The 17,618-nt window shown below is 43.2% G+C and carries 21 protein-coding genes and 1 riboswitch; of the genes, 3 read left to right on the top strand and 18 right to left on the bottom strand.

Going from position 1 to position 17,618, the window contains the following annotated elements; translation table 11 throughout:
* Positions 1-94: 94 nt before the first annotated feature.
* The 3 genes from NZD81_RS04205 to scpA are packed head-to-tail and all read right to left on the bottom strand — an operon-like array spanning position 95 to position 2,027.
* A complete protein-coding gene (locus NZD81_RS04205; protein WP_014477219.1) occupies positions 95-634 on the bottom strand; it encodes a YpuI family protein in 540 nt (179 codons plus the stop codon).
* A gap of 54 nt (positions 635-688) precedes the next feature.
* Complete coding sequence (gene scpB, locus NZD81_RS04200; RefSeq protein WP_014664458.1) at positions 689-1,282, bottom strand: SMC-Scp complex subunit ScpB; 594 nt, start codon at positions 1,280-1,282, stop codon at positions 689-691.
* The gene (gene scpA, locus NZD81_RS04195) at positions 1,272-2,027 is read right to left on the bottom strand and encodes a segregation/condensation protein A (RefSeq protein ID WP_014664459.1); all 756 of its coding nucleotides are present in this window, start codon (positions 2,025-2,027) and stop codon (positions 1,272-1,274) included. Before scpA ends, scpB begins: the two co-directional genes overlap by 11 nt.
* 213 nt (positions 2,028-2,240) lie before the next feature.
* Here scpA and NZD81_RS04190 point away from each other — a divergent pair, with 213 nt between their 5' ends.
* Entirely contained in the window at positions 2,241-2,765 is a 525-nt protein-coding gene (locus NZD81_RS04190) for a DUF309 domain-containing protein (protein WP_282372544.1), read from the top strand.
* A gap of 13 nt (positions 2,766-2,778) precedes the next feature.
* Here NZD81_RS04190 and ribT read toward each other — a convergent pair whose 3' ends face one another.
* From ribT to NZD81_RS04145, 9 genes are all read right to left on the bottom strand, one after another.
* Positions 2,779-3,153 carry a GNAT family N-acetyltransferase RibT gene (ribT, locus tag NZD81_RS04185; RefSeq protein ID WP_014664461.1) on the bottom strand — a complete coding sequence of 125 codons (375 nt, stop codon included), beginning with the start codon at positions 3,151-3,153 and terminating at the stop codon, positions 2,779-2,781.
* A gap of 113 nt (positions 3,154-3,266) precedes the next feature.
* Positions 3,267-3,731 carry a 6,7-dimethyl-8-ribityllumazine synthase gene (gene ribH, locus NZD81_RS04180; protein WP_003223915.1) on the bottom strand — a complete coding sequence of 155 codons (465 nt, stop codon included), beginning with the start codon at positions 3,729-3,731 and terminating at the stop codon, positions 3,267-3,269.
* A 32-nt stretch (positions 3,732-3,763) separates the two neighbouring features.
* Positions 3,764-4,960 (bottom strand): bifunctional 3,4-dihydroxy-2-butanone-4-phosphate synthase/GTP cyclohydrolase II, encoded by a 1,197-nt coding sequence (locus NZD81_RS04175; RefSeq protein ID WP_289859676.1) that lies wholly within the window; start codon positions 4,958-4,960, stop codon positions 3,764-3,766.
* Between the two features lie 14 nt (positions 4,961-4,974).
* Positions 4,975-5,622, bottom strand: a complete 648-nt coding sequence (ribE, locus tag NZD81_RS04170) for a riboflavin synthase subunit alpha (protein ID WP_014664463.1) — start codon at positions 5,620-5,622, stop codon at positions 4,975-4,977.
* Between the two features lie 10 nt (positions 5,623-5,632).
* Positions 5,633-6,718, bottom strand: coding sequence for a bifunctional diaminohydroxyphosphoribosylaminopyrimidine deaminase/5-amino-6-(5-phosphoribosylamino)uracil reductase RibD (gene ribD, locus NZD81_RS04165; RefSeq protein ID WP_289859675.1), 1,086 nt, complete (start codon positions 6,716-6,718; stop codon positions 5,633-5,635).
* Positions 6,719-6,848: 130 nt separating this feature from the next.
* Positions 6,849-6,993, bottom strand: a riboswitch (FMN riboswitch).
* A 121-nt stretch (positions 6,994-7,114) separates the two neighbouring features.
* Positions 7,115-7,459 carry a hypothetical protein gene (locus NZD81_RS04160; RefSeq protein ID WP_136654175.1) on the bottom strand — a complete coding sequence of 115 codons (345 nt, stop codon included), beginning with the start codon at positions 7,457-7,459 and terminating at the stop codon, positions 7,115-7,117.
* 232 nt (positions 7,460-7,691) lie between these two features.
* On the bottom strand, positions 7,692-8,246 hold the full coding sequence (gene sipS / locus NZD81_RS04155; RefSeq protein WP_014664467.1) for a signal peptidase I sipS: 555 nt from the start codon (positions 8,244-8,246) through the stop codon (positions 7,692-7,694).
* Between the two features lie 324 nt (positions 8,247-8,570).
* Positions 8,571-8,777: a zinc ribbon domain-containing protein gene (locus tag NZD81_RS04150; RefSeq protein WP_003230483.1), complete on the bottom strand. Its 207-nt coding sequence runs from the start codon at positions 8,775-8,777 to the stop codon at positions 8,571-8,573.
* Positions 8,778-8,894: 117 nt separating this feature from the next.
* A complete protein-coding gene (locus NZD81_RS04145) occupies positions 8,895-10,202 on the bottom strand; it encodes a VTT domain-containing protein (RefSeq protein WP_069839190.1) in 1,308 nt (435 codons plus the stop codon).
* A 626-nt stretch (positions 10,203-10,828) separates the two neighbouring features.
* On the opposite strand from NZD81_RS04145, the gene NZD81_RS04140 reads away from it, so the two are divergent.
* On the top strand, positions 10,829-11,041 hold the full coding sequence (locus NZD81_RS04140; protein WP_014664471.1) for a spore germination protein: 213 nt from the start codon (positions 10,829-10,831) through the stop codon (positions 11,039-11,041).
* A gap of 136 nt (positions 11,042-11,177) precedes the next feature.
* Here NZD81_RS04140 and NZD81_RS04135 read toward each other — a convergent pair whose 3' ends face one another.
* A complete protein-coding gene (locus tag NZD81_RS04135; protein WP_148343672.1) occupies positions 11,178-11,609 on the bottom strand; it encodes a peptidylprolyl isomerase in 432 nt (143 codons plus the stop codon).
* 257 nt (positions 11,610-11,866) lie between these two features.
* Between NZD81_RS04135 and NZD81_RS04130 the strand changes: the two genes are divergently transcribed.
* Positions 11,867-12,739, top strand: a complete 873-nt coding sequence (locus NZD81_RS04130) for a DUF1002 domain-containing protein (protein WP_148343671.1) — start codon at positions 11,867-11,869, stop codon at positions 12,737-12,739.
* A gap of 28 nt (positions 12,740-12,767) precedes the next feature.
* On the opposite strand, the gene lysA is transcribed toward NZD81_RS04130, so the two are convergent.
* From lysA to spoVAD, 5 genes are all read right to left on the bottom strand, one after another.
* Entirely contained in the window at positions 12,768-14,087 is a 1,320-nt protein-coding gene (lysA, locus tag NZD81_RS04125; RefSeq protein WP_040083773.1) for a diaminopimelate decarboxylase, read from the bottom strand.
* Between the two features lie 105 nt (positions 14,088-14,192).
* Positions 14,193-15,674: a spore germination protein SpoVAF gene (gene spoVAF, locus NZD81_RS04120; protein ID WP_014664473.1), complete on the bottom strand. Its 1,482-nt coding sequence runs from the start codon at positions 15,672-15,674 to the stop codon at positions 14,193-14,195.
* The gene (gene spoVAEA, locus NZD81_RS04115; protein WP_014664474.1) at positions 15,625-16,236 is read right to left on the bottom strand and encodes a stage V sporulation protein SpoVABEA; all 612 of its coding nucleotides are present in this window, start codon (positions 16,234-16,236) and stop codon (positions 15,625-15,627) included. The genes spoVAF and spoVAEA overlap by 50 nt, the downstream gene beginning before the upstream one ends.
* 7 nt (positions 16,237-16,243) lie before the next feature.
* On the bottom strand, positions 16,244-16,594 hold the full coding sequence (gene spoVAE / locus NZD81_RS04110; RefSeq protein ID WP_014664475.1) for a stage V sporulation protein AE: 351 nt from the start codon (positions 16,592-16,594) through the stop codon (positions 16,244-16,246).
* 1 nt (position 16,595) lies between these two features.
* Positions 16,596-17,612, bottom strand: a complete 1,017-nt coding sequence (gene spoVAD / locus NZD81_RS04105; protein WP_014664476.1) for a stage V sporulation protein AD — start codon at positions 17,610-17,612, stop codon at positions 16,596-16,598.
* Between the last annotated feature and the right edge of the window lie 6 nt (positions 17,613-17,618).

The raw sequence follows: 17,618 nt of genomic DNA, 5'->3' as shown, positions 1-17,618 counted from the left end.
TACAAGTTTATGCGCATGTCCATCAGTTATGAATAACAATTCTATTTCTGAAAGCAAACATAAAAAACTCTCCCTTAAAAAGGGAGAGTAAACGTTATCTGATTGGCGCCATGCTTGATCCGGACGCTTCGTAATGAGCCAGCTCTTCCCTCATCTTCAGAAAGGCTGCGCTCAACGGCAATAGTAATTGCTCAAGCGACGCAGGAACAGCATGATAAAATTCAATTGCGCTGACCCCTGTATAAGACGCCCGGCTATTTTCACACCACGTGTCTTTTTTCGGCATAAAGAACTCTTCAATGCATTGGTGATACACATTATAAAGTGTTTTTTCCGCTCTGGCTTCCTGAAAAGGCTCCTGCATCAGGAGACGGCGGCACGCTTCTGCGCCTCCTTCACAAAATACTGCCATTCTTCTCAAAGTGCTCAGCACATCACAGCAGTATCCTTTTTCAATAGGCAATTCAGCCTGTAAGGATTCCAGCGTCGTTTGATTTAAGTAATCGTTCACGGTATTGACAACCATTGATAAGAATTCGCCTGTTTTTTGAGTCTGCGCTCGCACAATCGAATGTCCCATTTCGTTTGGTATCTTCCCCTCATGTCTTTGTCTCTCACATTTTGCTTCTTTCATGATAGCTTCTTCCTTATATCTTATGATGATGAAAAAGCGCGATTCATTAAACTTCTATTTTATATCTTCGAAGGTTTGGTTAAAGTTTTCAAAAAATAAATCTGCTTCTTCTTGAAGAACGTCTTCTTCCGCATTTTCAGGCAGCGGCGGAAGCTCGTCCAGTGTTTTTAGACCGAATTGTTCAAGAAAAGTCGGCGTTGTACCGTATAAAATGGCACGTCCCGGACCGTCAGCACGTCCCACTTCACATAATAACGCCTTCGCGACGAGACTGTGTAAAATCCGCTCTGATTTTACTCCTCTGATTTCTTCAATTTCTGCTCTCGTAATTGGCTGTTTGTATGAAACAATGGCCAGCACTTCTAAAGATGCTTGAGAAAGGCCCTTTGACGGCACTTCAATCAGTTTTTTCAAGTAAGGTGCAAAGTCTTTTTTGGTAGAGAGCATGTACGTATCTGCATACTCAATCAGTTCAATGCCTCTTGTATCCCCGCGGTATTCGTCCGCCACTTCCGCCATGATGGTGTTCAGTTCAGGCTCTTCGATTTCAAGCACCGTTAACAGCTGCTTTTTTGTGAGCCCTTCATCGCCTGCCGCATAAAGAAGGGCTTCCACTATAGCTTTCCAATTCACGATATCAAGCCCCATGAATGGATTCACTCCCCGTAATGTAAATATCTGAAAAATTTTGCTCCTGTTCAATGAGAACCAGCTGATTTTTCATCAGCTCGAGAACGGCTAGAAAGGTCACTACTAAATGTTCTTTTTGCTCATATGGAAACAGGTCCATAAAGTTGATTCTCGTTCCTCTTGATTTCAGGCTGTGCACGATTTCGTTCATTCTGTCTTCGATTGGTATGTCCTGTCTGGTAATCGTCGTTTCCATCGGCCTGTTTATTTTTTTGCGTTTCAGCACTTTTTGAAAAGCCCCGATCATATCATAGACCGTAACAGAGAGCTTTTGCTCAGACTGTTTTATTTCTTTTGCGTATTCACTCAAATCACTCGGCGGTTTCGTGAACGATTTTTGTCTTTCTTCTTCCCGTTCTTTTAAATCCTTCGCCGCATCTTTATATTTTCTATACTCAATCAGCTTTTCAATCAGTTCCTCACGCGGATCCTCTTCTTCAAGTAATTCATCTTCAAAAAGCTCCTCCTCTTGCTTCGGAAGCAGCATTCTGCTTTTAATGCTGAGCAGCGTGGCGGCCATAACCAAATACTCGCTGGCAATATCGAGCTCAAGCACGCGCATTGTATGTACATATAATAAATATTGTTCAGTGATCTTCGCCACAGGTATATCATATATGTCAATTTCAAGACGATTGATTAAATGAAGCAACAGGTCCAATGGGCCCTCAAACGTATCAATTTTCACTTGATATTCTTCCATCATCTCACCATTTTCAAGTATCACTCTCATTGCCGGTAAAACTGGCTACCCTTTAGTATAAGCCACCAAAAAGCTCTCGTCCAATACTATTTCATTTCCTGTTTTGAAGCAGTTTGTACAGAATATTCAAAACGCGAAATGCGTTGGCTGAGCGTTCTTTTTTCCTTTTATCCTTCCTGTGTTACACTAAAAGACATTAAAGGAGGAAGCACCTTGTATCCAAAAGCTTATATAGATTATCTCGTTGAGTTTCACGCGACACGGGATTATTTTGAATGCCATGAAATATTAGAAGAATATTGGAAGGAAGATCCGCCAAAGAAACGAAAACGCTATTGGGTCGGCTTTATTCAGCTTGCAGTTGCTTTATATCATCACAGAAGGCAGAATACAGCCGGGGCCAAAAGACTGATGGCGAACAGCATCGGGATTCTTCAAGCAGAACACCAGGCAGTCGAAGACTTAGGGCTCGATCATGGGCATTTGCTCGAGCTTATGCAAACGGTTTATGAACAAATCGAAACCGGCTCTGCCTATAAAAGCATTATGCTGCCGATCAAAGATGAGAAATTAAAGGAAGCTTGCCAAAACGAATGCAAGAATAAAAAGTATACATGGGGGCAGCCCAGCACACTTAGCGACACATTTCTTATCGACAAACACCGTTTGCGGGATCGGACTGACGTCATCCGCGAACGTGAAAAAGAAATAGAACGCAGAAAAAAAAGCAGAGGCTGATCACGGCCTCTGCTTAATTATTGTATGAAATGTCTTGATCCTGCTGATCTTGACAACGTTCGAAAAAGCTCTGCGTTAATTCATTTGGAACCAGCACTTGCGTTTTGAATAAATGCTTTAAAGCATCCATCATCTGTTTTCCGATTCCTTGATGGCGATGAGAAGGATTCACACTGATATGCCGGATCTCTACCTCAGAATCCTTTTTTTCGACTCCGATTGCTCCGACGATATCCTCGTCCTCTTTCCAAAGAAAGAGCTGGCGGTCTGTATCCGTTTCGTAGTCCTTAATTGTCTGCTGAAGCTGCTTAAGGTCTTTTTCATTCGGCATAAACGAAAGAAGTCCCATCGCAATCTTTTCAAACGATTTTTTATAACGAATTAACATAAAAACCCCTCTATATCCAAAATGTCCAGTCTGCTATTAAACGGATACGAATAGGTGATCCGTTTTCTCACATTATATCATTTTCGCCATATTTTTAAACTGTTTTCAGCAAATTATTCAAATGAGCGGTTTAAATTTGCCATTTCTATGGCAGAAACAGCACAATCTACACCTTTGTTGCCCGCTTTTGTGCCGGCACGCTCGATAGCCTGTTCGATGTTTTCAGTTGTCACAATTCCAAAGATGACAGGTACTCCAGTAGTGTTTGCGGCTTGCGCGATGCCTTTTGCAGCTTCATTGCAGACATAATCATAATGAGTCGTCGCGCCTCTGATGACAGTGCCTAGTGTGATAATAGCGTCATATTTTTTTGTTTCCGCCATTTTTTTCGCAGCAAACGGTATTTCAAATGCGCCTGGAACCCAAGCCACATCAATATCATTTGTGTCTACGCCGTGTCTGAGCAACGCATCTTCTGCACCGCTCAGCAGCTTGCTCGTAATAAAATCATTAAATCTTCCTACTACGATTCCGATTTTAAGACCTGTACCAACTAAATTTCCTTGTATGATATTCATATGATTCCCATCCTTTTTTGTGATATTTGTGATTAGAAATGAAGTAAATGACCCAGCTTGTTCATTTTGGTTTGCAAATATTTTTTATTGTGCTCTTTCGCCTCCATTTGAAGCGGCACTCTTTCTGAAATACTGAGTCCGTAGCCTTCTAGGCCTGCGATTTTCCGCGGATTATTCGTCAAAAGCTTCATATTCCGCACACCGAGGTCGCGTAAAATTTGTGCACCGATGCCATAGTTGCGAAGATCCGGCAGGAATCCAAGCGCCTCATTGGCTTCGACGGTGTCATAGCCTTGTTCCTGAAGCTTATAAGCTTTTAATTTATTGATTAAACCGATGCCTCGTCCTTCTTGGCGCAAATACAGAAGCACTCCGCGGCCTTCTGCGGCAATTTGGGTCAGCGCGGCGTGAAGCTGCGGACCGCAGTCACAGCGATGAGACCCAAACACATCACCTGTGAGACATTCTGAATGCACCCGAACCAATACCGGTTCTTTTCCGAACGGCACATCCCCCATCACAAATGCGACATGCTCTTTTCCATCTACCTCATTTGTGTATCCGTAAACCTTGAATGTGCCAAAATCAGTAGGCAGCGTAATGTCAACTTCACGCTCGACTAGTGTTGTCAGATTGTAACGGTATTGAATCAAATCTTTAATCGTGATCATTTTCAGCTGATGCTTTTTCGCAATTTCAATGAGCTCAGGCACTCTTGCCATCGTTCCGTCTTCATTCATAATTTCACAAATGACGCCGGCTCCTTGAGATCCGCAGGCTTCAGCAAGATCAACAGCAGCTTCTGTGTGGCCCGCTCTTTTCAGGACACCTCCTTTTTTTGCAATCAGAGGAAAAATGTGCCCCGGACGCTGAAAATCAGATGGCACGGATTTGCTGTCCAGCAAAGCTTGGACAGTGAATGATCTTTCTTGAGCGCTGATACCTGTTTTCGTTTCACGATGGTCTATGCTTACGGTAAAGGCAGTATGGTGAGAATCTGTATTATGCTCAACCATAGGGTGAAGATCAAGCCTGTCTGCAATTTCCTCACTGAGAGGCGTGCAGATCAGCCCTCTTCCGTGTGTCGCCATAAAGTTAATGACTTCCGGCGTTGCATGCTCGGCTAGAGCCACAAAGTCTCCTTCGTTTTCTCTGTCTTCATCATCTACAACGATGATGACCTCGCCTTTTTTTAAAGCGTCAAGTGCTTCTTCTATCGGATGAAACATGCAAATCTTCCTCTCTAAAAGCCGTTTTCGCTTAAGAAGGCTTTTGTAATGGTTTGTTGGGTCTTATTTTCATTGGCTTTATGCAAAAATCGATACATATATTTTCCGATCATATCGCATTCGATATTCACTTTAGAGCCGATCGTTTTTTCTGAAAAGATCGTTTCGCTGATCGTATGCGGTATTAAAGAAATCGTCACTGTGTCTTCTGTCAGGCCGAAAATGGTTAAGCTCACGCCATCCACGGTAATTGATCCCTTTAAAACCAATGTTTTGGTTAAAGACGGGTCCATTTTTAAATCATAGTAAACTGCGTTGCTTTTCTCTTCAATTCGTGTGATTTCCGCAGTTCCGTCGACATGGCCTGAGACGAAATGGCCTCCGAAACGGCCATTTGCCGCCATCGCTCTTTCCAGATTTACTTTGCTTCCTTTTGATAAATCATTCAGTGACGTAGCTTTGACTGTTTCAGGCATAACATCCACTGTGAATTGATTTTTTGTAAAATCAGTGACAGTCAGACAAATACCATTCACTGCAATGCTGTCGCCAAGATGAACATCCTCTAAAATCTTTGAGCATGTAATTGTTAAGGCCATTGAATGCCCTGCTTTTTTCATGGACTCGATTGTGCCTGTTTCTTCGATAATTCCTGTAAACATGGTCACCATCCTACTCGTTTGTCGGTTTGGCCGTCAGTTTGATATCACGGCCGATTTGGGTTATATCAGTGAATTGTAATAAGGGGACATCTTTCATTGATTGAAAACCTTCACCGGAGATTAAGCTGGGAGCAAGCGTTCCTCCGATTAGTTTAGGGGCAAAATAGAAGATGATTTCTTGAAAACAGCCTTCTTTGACAAAGCTTCCGTGAACAGCTGAACCGCCTTCCACATACACCGACATGATGCCTTCTTCCGCTAGGATTTTCAAAACATCGGGAACTTGAATGCGCTCGGTTTCCAGTGTAAATATGTTCACTCCGAAAGCGGAAAGCCGTTTTTTCTTTTCCTCGTCTGCGCGTGCCGTTGTAAAAATCCATGTCGGCGCTAATTGATCGCAAATCACTTTAGCGTCCTCAGGAATCGAGAGTACGGTATCAAGTATAACCCGAACCGGCTGTTTTGTTACATTCGGCAGTCTGCAAGTTAAGCTCGGATTGTCGGCTTTCACCGTCCCAACTCCGACTAGAATGCTTTGGTGTGTTCTCCTGTATTGCTGAGCATCCTGTCTTGCAGCCTCTGATGTGATCCATTTGCTGTCACCCGTGCTGGTAGCTATCTTGCCATCAAGGCTTGCGGCCGCTTTTAGTGTGACGTACGGAAGGCCTGTCCTCATAAAGTGCAGAAATTTTTCATTCAGCTTCTCCGCCTGGTCTGGCAGGATGCCTTCACTTACCTCAATGCCGGCTTCTTTCATCATGCTGATCCCTCTTCCAACCACAAGCGGGTTAGGATCTCTCATCGCCACGAACACTCTTTTGATGCCAGAATTGATAATCAATTCTGCACATGGCGGTGTTTTTCCGTAATGGCTGCACGGTTCGAGTGTAACGTAAATGTCGGCCCCCTCTGCATGTGCTCCAGCCATATGGATAGCATGAACTTCTGCATGAGCTTCCCCATATTTTAAATGGGCGCCCATTCCGACAACTTGTCCGTCCTTTACGACAACAGCGCCGACGAGCGGATTTGATTCGGTCTGTCCTTCGCCCTGCTTCGCAAGATCTAATGCCAGTTCCATATAATACTCTTCCATTTGTTTACCTCCCCTCTTTTGTTATTTACCGTCAAAAAAAGCCCCGAATTTATGAAAAATCCGGGGCTTTAGGTATTTTACGCAATAGGAAATAACACTATGCATTTTTAAACTTTTTGCATAGCGGCTCATCATCCTTCTCCCATCCAGACTTTCACTGTCGGCTTCAGCTTAAACTGAATCCACCGCGTGCTTATGCACACGGGTCACGGGCTCTAAAGCGAATTCGCTTTACTACCGCCGGTCGGGATTTCCACCCTGCCCCGAAGGATACAATCTTTATTCATTTGTCCTTATTGGCTATTATAGCGATCCTTCTAAAAGTACGCAATGAAATAAACTTACAATTTGAGAAAAACAAAAACATCACCCTTCGATCTGAAAGGTGATGTTTTGTTAATCATTCACTTTTGCAACCTTGATTAATCCATCGATCCGCTTTGATTTGCTGAAGTACGCCTTAATCTTGTCACCTTCTTTTATATCAGATAAATCCTGATTTAATTTTTTTCCGTTGAAGATGATTTTCGTTCCGTTTTCTGCTACTCCATGATACTCTGAGCCGTTGATTGTCGTTACTTTATATTCTTGGATGGTGTATTCCTCTTCTTCCGAGGACAAGGTTTGTCCGATTGCTGTCGGGACATCCTTCAGCTCAACATCATTTATGTACATATAACCGCCTGCAAGTAAAAGCAAAAGCACTAACAGAATGGTAATCTTGGTTTTTATTCTTCCCATATCTAAACCTCCAGCCAATATGAATCTATTCATTCATATGAGTTATTCCTTTTTTTCATGAATAAAAAACCGTTAATTCTCGTAAATTATTAATATAACGATGCATAACGGGAATATGTTTCACATTTCTGCAAAAATTTCTTTTCTATAGATATACGAATTTATGTTCTGGTTTTGGGGGATAACCATAAAAAAGATATAAAAAAAGCAGCCCCAATGGGTCTGCTTGACTCTAATTTGTTTTGCGCATTTCGTTAAACGGGTAGAAAACAAACTTTGACGTACCCGCAATTTGTTTTTTCGTGAAGAGGCCAAGTCCGTTACGGCTGTCCATGGAATTCCGACGGTTGTCACCCATCACAAAATACTTGTTATCAGGCACTTTAACCGGGCCGAAATCATCGGTCAAATGGTCAAAACCGTCCTGTTTCGCTCTCTTTTTATTAGCTGCCAAATAAGGTTCGTCCACCTTTTTCCCGTTGATATAGAGCTGGTCATTTTTCATCTCAACTGTATCGCCGGGAAGGCCGATAATGCGTTTGACGTAGTGAACATCATCTCCGTTTAACACAACGATGTCTCCTCTATCAAACTCGCCGATGTATTTGACTGTCATATTGACAAAGACCCTTTCACGGTTGTGAAGTGTAGGATACATAGAGTCACCATCAACGACATACGGCGCAAAAATAAAGTTGCGGATGAGCAAAGCAAGAATGACAGCTATCACAATTGCTTTAACCCATTCTAAAATGGATTTTTTCTTCGAAACATTTTCTGATTTCAACTGATTTCCTCCAATAAACAACGGTCTTCAATTTATGTTATCACGAATCGAAAAGAAATCCCATTAGGACCATTGAAGTGATTTTACAAACTGTTAATCTTCATCTTCTTCATGCCTATTTTTTCTTGTCGATCACTCCTCAAATGTCGCTTGAGAAATTGAACTTCAGCTGCTTAGTTCAACATAACCTGGGCGGGCATCAACGTCAGCATCCTTATCCTGCACAGGGACAGAGGTTACGGGCAGCTTATTTCATAGGTGACATAACAGGCATCCGTTTTGCTTTCATGATATGTTTAAATCAGTGAAGTTCGAAAAACATTGTCAGCCTCCAAAAAATAAATCCAATATATTCCCGGCCGTTGAAGACTCTTTATTATAAAACTCTGAATATCCGCAATTCTTACAGTAAACCACTAGAAATCGGTTATGCTGCACGTCAAACAGCTTTGATAAACCCGTGCCGGTTGTGGCTATTTCTTTTTGTCCGGCTTCAGTGCTGCCGCATTTTATACAGCCTTTGTTGTCCATATATAGAACCCCTTTTCATACATCACGTTTGTTTTGATTTATTTTACTACAAAATACCAATCTCAATGAATCGTACAACTTTAAAGTTTTCTTAATTTTAATCACCCGTCCTACATACTAATCGGGTTCGTTTCTCAGCTTGCTAAATCTTCTGGAGAAACGGAAGAGCTCCATGACGAAAACATTCAAACTGAGCCAAACACCGCCGAAGGCGTAGCCCCCAACAACATCACTAGGATACTGTTCATGAAAGTACACACGGCTCAGCCCGATGAGGAACAAAACGACAAGCAACGATAAAAATGTAACAGTTTGCAGACGAGCTTTGTGAGAATGACGCACAAAGAGATAAGCGCAAAAACCAAAAATGACAAATGCCGTTAACGTCTGTTCGCTTGGAAACGGGTATAAGACGTGACTTTCCAAAGGAGCATGGACAGGATGAAGGGAATGAAAGAGCCGCCTGATTCCCTCTTCATAAAGCTCTCCGCCAATGACTAGGAAAAATAAGAAAGAGAGTTCGATTTTCCGGTCTTGCCCTTTGAATACTGTCCAAAGAAAAGTTACAACAATAACGGCTAATAGAACATCTCTCGACGCAAAAACCCCGAATACTGCCATCCAATACTGCCACTGTGAGTTAAAAAGAACTGTCACAACAAGTGTAACGATCGTATCAAACGGCTTAAATTCATTATTAATATAATTTTCAACCAAGCTTCCCATTAACAGCACAAACATCAAAAACAATAAAGCTGTGAACACGATCAGAAGCCTTAAACGGCGAAGGGTGTGAAATTGTCTTGCCCCCTTCACCAATCCCGCTATGATCAACTCTCTGATCTTGCTTTTTTGCGTCTTGACCAGGTAGAAAAGCAAGATCAGAATAGCAGCAAACAAACTCACGATCAATACATACTTTTTGATTGCGGCATGAAACTGTTCCCAGTCCGGTCCGAGTAACTTTCCAAGTGAAATGAATGTGCCGGTCCAAAGAAATGCACCACAATACGCATAGATGGCATACTGTCTAAATCGGATATGAGTAATGCCTGCAGCATAGCCGGCGACATGGCGCACACCTGGTATAAAGTAAGCAATAAGAAATAATTTGTTTCCGTAATGTGCAAGCCAGCGTGATGTTTTTTCCATCCTGTCCTTTCCAAAATGAATCCGTTCTCCATATTTATAAATGGCAGGGCCCAGTCTATACCCGATCCAATACGAAATGCTCACTCCCGCACAGCTTCCCAATCCTGCCGCTAACATGCTTAGCGCCCAGTTTAACTTATCTTGAAACACGAGAACACCCGCATAGCCCATCAGAAACTCTCCAGGTCCAGGTAAAGCGATAAGCTCTAACATTAACACAATAAACAAGACGGCATATCCATGCTGTTCAAGTAACCCCGTCAAAACTTGCATGTGTTTCTCCTTAACCTTTTTTATCCTTTTATCATTCCCAATCCACTTTTGTATAATCGCTCAATTTTATTTTCAGTAGTTCCGACGGGATCTTATCTGGATAAAAAAACGCAACCTATCCTTGTCCATACATATTGATGCAGATTGTTTGCCAAGGGCGGTTCTGGTCAACGTCCAAGTCAGGTGTTTGTTTGGTTTGAAAAATCTAACATATACGGTTAAGGGAGTGACTACCTTATCTCCCCCATGTTTTCATTTGAGGGTCATCATAGCAGTTTATTAAATTTAGGAGAAACCGTTCTCTTACAAGAAAGGAACATCACGGCTACAGCATGCGTCCTCACTGGTTATTTGAAGAGCCGCTTGTAATGTATATCTATTTGTAGTCAACTAGAAGTTAATCTTAGCATTATCTAGAAAAAAAGCCGCCATTTTCAGAGAGAATAAAAGCACAGACAAATACTTGGGTTTCGGGAAGCTTTAAAGAAGCTCTTTTTTATGCACATTTTTCAAAAACCGAAAAAAAGAGGCTTCATTTAAATATTTTTACCAATAAGTTTATGCTTATTGACTCTAGCACTAATACATATAAAAAGTAGAATAATATGAAAGGAGATTTGGATGGTATGATTGATTATCCTATTAATATAAACAACATTTCCGGCAACGGCGTAGTTAACGTAGGCGGCGCTTTTATGATCAGGCCATTAACTTTGTCCAAATCTGTGTTTGGCTCCGGAGGTTTAAACACAGGTATTGTTTTTGAAAATAACTTCGTAAGCAAGGCTAAAATGATTAATCATCAATTTACTGATCAGAACGTCACCAAAACTTTTTAATGTATTTATTTAGGGATTGAGAAACTCCTTCCTTAACACCTGGTTTACCAACCGCCATCAGCATTCGGCGGTTTTTTATTGACCATTTGGCCAACAAAAAAGCTTCCTCTCTAAGAGGAAGCCTTTTGCCTGCCGATTAGCCTTCTACGCGAACTTCTTTCATGACATCGCCGTTAGACATGTTTTTCGCGAATTCTAATCCGTTTGTTACTTTACCGAATACAGTGTGAACACCGTTCAAATGAGGCTGTGGCTCATGAACGATGAAAAATTGGCTGCCGCCAGTGTCTTTTCCGGCATGTGCCATAGAAAGTGCGCCCGCCTCATGTGTATGCGGGTTTCCTTCTGTTTCACATTTGATTGTGTATCCTGGGCCGCCAGTACCAGATCCGTGCGGGCAGCCGCCTTGGCTGACGAAGCCAGGAATCACTCGGTGGAATGTAAGGCCGTCATAAAAGCCTTCGTTCGCAAGCTTTTCAAAGTTTGCGACAGTACCCGGTGCAGCTTCAGGGTAAAGTTCAAATTCAATTTTGTTTCCGTCTTCTAATAAAAAGTAACCTGTTTTCAATTGTATGCCTACTTTCTTTATTTTAATTTTCAAAGGAGATTATGTATGATAGGTTATAGCCTGTCTCTCCTTGTCGCGGCTATTATACCACACCTTTCGGGGGAAAACGAATCTCCCGGCTTTACTAAAAAATAAAAATGAAACCTGAATCTCTATATCTCCGTCTAACCTAACGGAACTGTATTTTCATTATGATTCAGGTCCTCACAAAGCAGCTCTAGCCAGCTGCTTGTGAAGTTGAAGGAGGTCAAACTGCTTTGAAGAAAATTTGGATTGGAATGCTGGCAGCGGCCGTTTTGCTGCTGATGGTTCCGAAGGTCAGTCTCGCGGATGCCGCAGTTGGAGATGTCATTGTAACACTTGGTGCTGATTTGTCAGAATCCGACAAACAAAAAGTGCTTGATGAAATGAATGTCCCTAATAATGCCACAACGGTAACCGTGACCAATAAGGAAGAACATGAATATTTAGGAAAATATATATCGAACGCGCAAATCGGATCAAGAGCGATTTCTTCCTCGTCCATAACGATTGCCAAAAAAGGCTCTGGACTGAATGTTGAGACACATAATATCAGCGGCATTACAGATGAAATGTACCTGAATGCGCTGATGACAGCCGGTGTTAAAGATGCGAAGGTGTATGTTACAGCGCCGTTTGAAGTATCCGGGACTGCGGCTTTAACCGGATTGATTAAGGCGTATGAGGTTTCTTCCGACGAAGCGATCTCAGAGGATGTTAAGCAAGTCGCCAACCAAGAGCTTGTCACGACATCAGAGCTTGGAGACAAAATCGGTAACGAAAATGCGGCAGCCCTGATCGCAAAAATCAAAGAAGAGTTTGCTAAAAACGGGGTGCCTGATAATAAAGCTGACATCGAAAAACAAGTGGACGACGCAGCTTCTGATTTAAACGTCACACTTACAGACAGCCAAAAGAATCAGCTTGTCTCCCTATTCAATAAGATGAAAAACGCTGACATTAACTGGGGACAGGTCAGTGACCAGCTTGATAAAGCGAAAGATAAGATTACGAAATTCATAGAATCAGATGAAGGCAAAAACTTCATCCAGAAAGTCATTGATTTCTTCGTATCTATCTGGAATGCGATTGTATCTATCTTTAAATAAGAAAAGCGCCGAAAAATCGGCGCTTTTTTTATTGCTTTACACTCGTTTTAAATGGCAGATCAAGTTTTACAATATCTTCGTATGTTTCTCGCTTCACGACTAAATGAGCCTCACCGTTTTCGACAAATACAACGGCAGGTCTCGGAATACGATTATAATTATTGGCCATGCTGTATCCGTAAGCGCCTGTACAAAAAACGGCAAGAAGATCGCCTTCTTTTACTTCCGGCAGGTCAATATCCCAAATCAGCATATCTCCGCTTTCACAGCACTTTCCAGCAATCGATACCGTTTTGTCATGCGCTTCTCCGATCCGATTGGCTGTCGCAGCTTCATATTTAGCTTGGTAAAGCGCAGGACGAATATTGTCGTTCATGCCTCCGTCTACTGCCACATACTGGCGGACACCCGGCACTTCTTTTTGTGAGCCAACCGTATAAAGGGTTGTGCCTGCGTCTCCTACGAGAGAACGGCCTGGTTCGATCCAAATTTCCGGGATATCAAAACCGTAACGGGAAGCATTTTCTTTCACAGCTTCGATAATTTTTTCGACGTATTCAGTGGCGTGAAGCGGTTCATCCTCTTCCGTATAACGGATGCCGAAACCTCCTCCTAGATTCAACACCTTGGATACAAATGAGTATGAATCTCTCCACTCGTCTAGTTTTTTGAAGATTTTTTCCGCTGCTAACACAAAACCGGCCGTATCAAAAATTTGCGATCCGATATGGCAATGGACACCCAGCAGCTGAATGTGTTCCGATTGTAATACTTGTTCAATCGCCCGTTCAGTTTGTCCGTTATGAAGATCGAAACCAAACTTTGAATCTTCTTGTCCCGTCGTAATGTAGTCATGCGTATGCGCTTCTACTCCAGGCGTGATCCGAAGCAGAACATCGATGGAGTGTCCCGTTTCTTTACATAGGTCTTCAAGTAGCGCAATTTCATAGAAATTATCCACCACAATGCAGCCGATACGGTGCTCAAGCGCCATCCGCAGTTCTTCCCTGCTTTTATTGTTTCCATGAAAGTGAATGCGTTCTGCCGGAAAGCCTGCCGCAACAGCCGTATAAAGCTCTCCTCCGGATACGACATCTAAAGAAAGTCCCTCTTCCTCAGCGAGCTGAATCATTGCAACTGATGAGAATGCTTTGCTCGCATATGCCACCTGTGCTTTCAGCCCTGCGGAAATAAAAGCCTGCTTAAAGCTTTTAGCACGCTCACGTATTAAAGCCACATCATATACGTAAAGAGGTGTACCATATTTCTCCGCTAAATAGAGAGCATCCACACCTCCGATTTCTAAATGACCATGTTGATTTTGTCTGCTTGTGCCGTGTAAGAACAATGTCATTCCCTCTTTCTCCGCTTATGGATGAAAGGACAGTTTTACGGACTGTCCCTTCATAATTAAGACATACATTATCATACTCTTCAGTCAGTTTCAATGCGATTATGAATTGGTAGGCTGTCTTAAGCGATTTTTGGGGTGAACGATACTGGGCCTAACTTTTGCGCCAGGTTTCGCTGTGCGGACAAGAACCTGCCACAGCGCCTTTCCGTTAAAGGGAATCAGCGGCCATAAGTACGGTGTCTGAAGGGATTTGATGCTTGCCATGGCAATAATTAGCACTGTAAATCCAATAACGAGCCCTTTTATATGAAATAAGGCAACGAGTATCATGAGGACAAGGCGGCTCATTTTGTTTGCCAAGCTTAATTCATAACTAGGCGTCGTAAAGGTTCCAATCGCCGCAAGTGAGACGTACAGAATCACCTCAGGCGAAAAAAGGCCGACTTCAATCGCAATCTGCCCGATCAGAACAGCGGCAATTAAACCCATTGCTGTCGATAAAGCTGTCGGGGTGTGAATGGCAGCCATTCTGAGAAACTCGATTCCTAAGTCCGCTAAAAATATTTGCAGGATGATCGGGATATGCGTATCTTTATTTAAACCGATAAATTTCATATTGTCCGGGAGCAGATCAGGCTGAAGCACAAAGAGAAACCAGATCGGAAGAAATAAAGTAGAAGCAAGAATACCGAAAAATCTGACCCATCTTAAAAAGGTCCCGACTGAAGGCGCCTGCCTATATTCTTCCGCATGCTGCACGTGGTGAAATAAAGTCGTCGGGGTAATGATCACACTAGGCGATGTATCCACTATAATGACAACATGGCCCTCAAGAACATGATTCGCGGCCACATCCGGTCTTTCTGTGTAGCGCACGAGCGGAAAAGGATTATAGTTTTGATTAACAATGAATTCCTCGACAGTTTTGTCGGCCATTGTTAATCCATCGACATCAATGGAAGCAACTTCCTTTTCCACGATCTCAACCAGATCCGGATCAGCTATATCTTCTATATAACAAATGCTTAAATCCGTCTTTGACCGCTCGCCAACTTTCGTCATCTTGACTCGAAGGCGTTCGTCTCTGATCCGCCTTCTGAGAAGGGCCGTATTGACGACGATATTTTCAACAAATCCATCTCTGGCTCCCCTGACTACCTTTTCCGTATCTGGTTCTTCCGGATTTCTGCCCGGATAGCTCCTGACATCAATGATAAATGCGAAGCCTGCGCCTTCAACAATGACTGCGACAAGCCCGGACAGCACTTGGTCGGTGGTTTCATCCAAGGTTTTTACTTTTTCGACCTGGGCGTTAAGCAATCTGTTTTCGACAATATCGACCAGCTCATCAGGATCTTCTTTCCGATTGTTAATGGCAACAAGCTCTCTCATTAAATGAATAATATAAGCCGTATCGCATAATCCATTTAGATAGTAAAGCTGGATCTCTTTGTCTAAAATAATGAGCTTGCGAACACCTACATCATAGCTTGTCCCCATCCCGACACGTTTTTTGAAGTACTCTTCATTTTTAGCTGGATTCCGATAAACCCGAATTTTCTCTTCCTTGTGGTCCGGCATGATACCCGCTCCTTTCTAAAATAAACTCGACCGCTTTCATGGTGATTGGCGACCCTTTTGAGATATCGTCTTTTCTGCCCATTTTCCCAATATCCCCGATACCGACAATAAGCGGGAGATCAAGTTTATCAAGGCAATAGACAGTATCTCCACTCATTCTGTGGTCATCAAATTCTCTTTCCCCGACTTTATCGACGCCATATTCAGTTACTTCTCCATTGCGGTCAATGCTTACATCGACCCTGGTCCATTCAGCCTGATGTGTTTTTGACGCGACCGCAATCACACCGAGCACTTCAATAGACGGATGGGTCGCGACATAGGTCAGAGCGGCTTCTCCCGGACCCTCTCCTTGAAGGCCGGAGTCGTCAAACATGACAAAAACAGGATCATACGGTGCTGAGGCGATCAGCTTGACGAGCTCGGCGCCGCTGCGGGTGGAGGGGTTTCCTTTCGATTGTGAAATACATCGGCCGCCTACTTTTCTTGCGGCGTATTCAATTGTTTTAGCGGCATACACATCCCCGTCTGTTACCAGTATGACCTTGCGTTTTGTTGTCATGTCGGCATTATCCTTTCGGTTTGAAAATAACAGCTACGATAAAAGCGAAGAGAATGGCGGCTGAGATACCGGCAGATGTCAGCTCAAAAATTCCCATGCCGATTCCGATAAATCCGTGTATATGCGCCTGATGCATGGCACCGTGCAAAAGACTGTGACCAAAGCTGACGATCGGAACGGTGGCGCCTCCTCCGGCAAATTCAATAAATTTATCGTAAATGCCGAAACCATCTAATATGGCACCGATTACAACGAATGTTGTCATGACATGAGCTGGCGTCAATTTGAAAATGTCCAAAAGCAGCTGGCCGACGATACAAATGGCACCGCCACATACAAAAGCCAAAAGATAATCCATGTTAAGATGCACCTCCTGCACGCTCAAATACAACCCCGTGGGCGATAGTCGGGATGCTTTCTTTTTGCTGGATCATCGTCGGGCTTAACAGCGCACCGGTCGCCACGACAAATACACGGTTTAATTTTCCTTCTCTCAGCTGCTTAAAAATATGAGAGTAGGTGACAACCGCTGAACAAGCACAGCCGCTCCCCCCGGCAAAGACCTGCTGATCCGGGGTATAAATCAGAAGCCCGCAATCATCATGCTTTGTGCCGACTGGATAACCATCTTCTTTTAAGAGATCTTTTACGATTGGAGAACCGACGCCTGACAGATCACCTGTCAGGATAAGATCGTAGTCATCCGCTGTCCGGTTTAGATCTTTAAAGTGCTGCTTAATTGTATCAGCTGCAGCCGGAGCCATGGCCGATCCCATATCAAAAGGATCTGTAATTCCTAAATCAGAAACCTTTCCGACAGTCGCACTTGTGATTTGAATATCACTCGGTGTCTGACTGATGACAACTGCGCCGCTTCCGGTTACAGTAGAAGTGGCAGTGTCCGGTTTTTGGCCTCCGTATTCTGTCGGATAGCGAAACTGTCTTTCCGCCGTTGCATTGTGACTGCTGGTGGCAGCGAGTGCCCTTTTGGCAAACCCGCCGTCAACTAACGCTGACGCGACAGCCACTGTTTCCATTGATGTTGAACAAGCGCCAAACATACAAAGAAACGGGATTTTTAAATGTCTTGCCACGTAGTTAGCCGTCACGTTTTGGTTCAGCAAGTCGCCTGCCAGCAATAGATCAATATCATCTTTTGTCAGATTGTTTTTTTGAAGCGCAACATTTACAGCGTCTTCCATTAGCTGCCGTTCCGCCATTTCCCAGCTTTTTTGATTGCAATGCATTTCGTCATAGGTTTTATCAAATAGAGAGCCGAGCGGTCCGTCTTTTTCCTTTGGTCCTGCTGCCGTTCCCGCTGAGTTCACAAATAAGGGATGTTCAAATACCCAGGTTTGCTTTCCTGTTAATTTCATTATCTT

The organism is Bacillus sp. B.PNR1 (assembly GCF_030386235.1).
Lineage (GTDB): Bacteria > Bacillota > Bacilli > Bacillales > Bacillaceae > Bacillus > Bacillus stercoris.
Note: the sequence above shows the minus strand (reverse complement) of the source record. Positions and strands in the feature narration are given on the sequence as shown.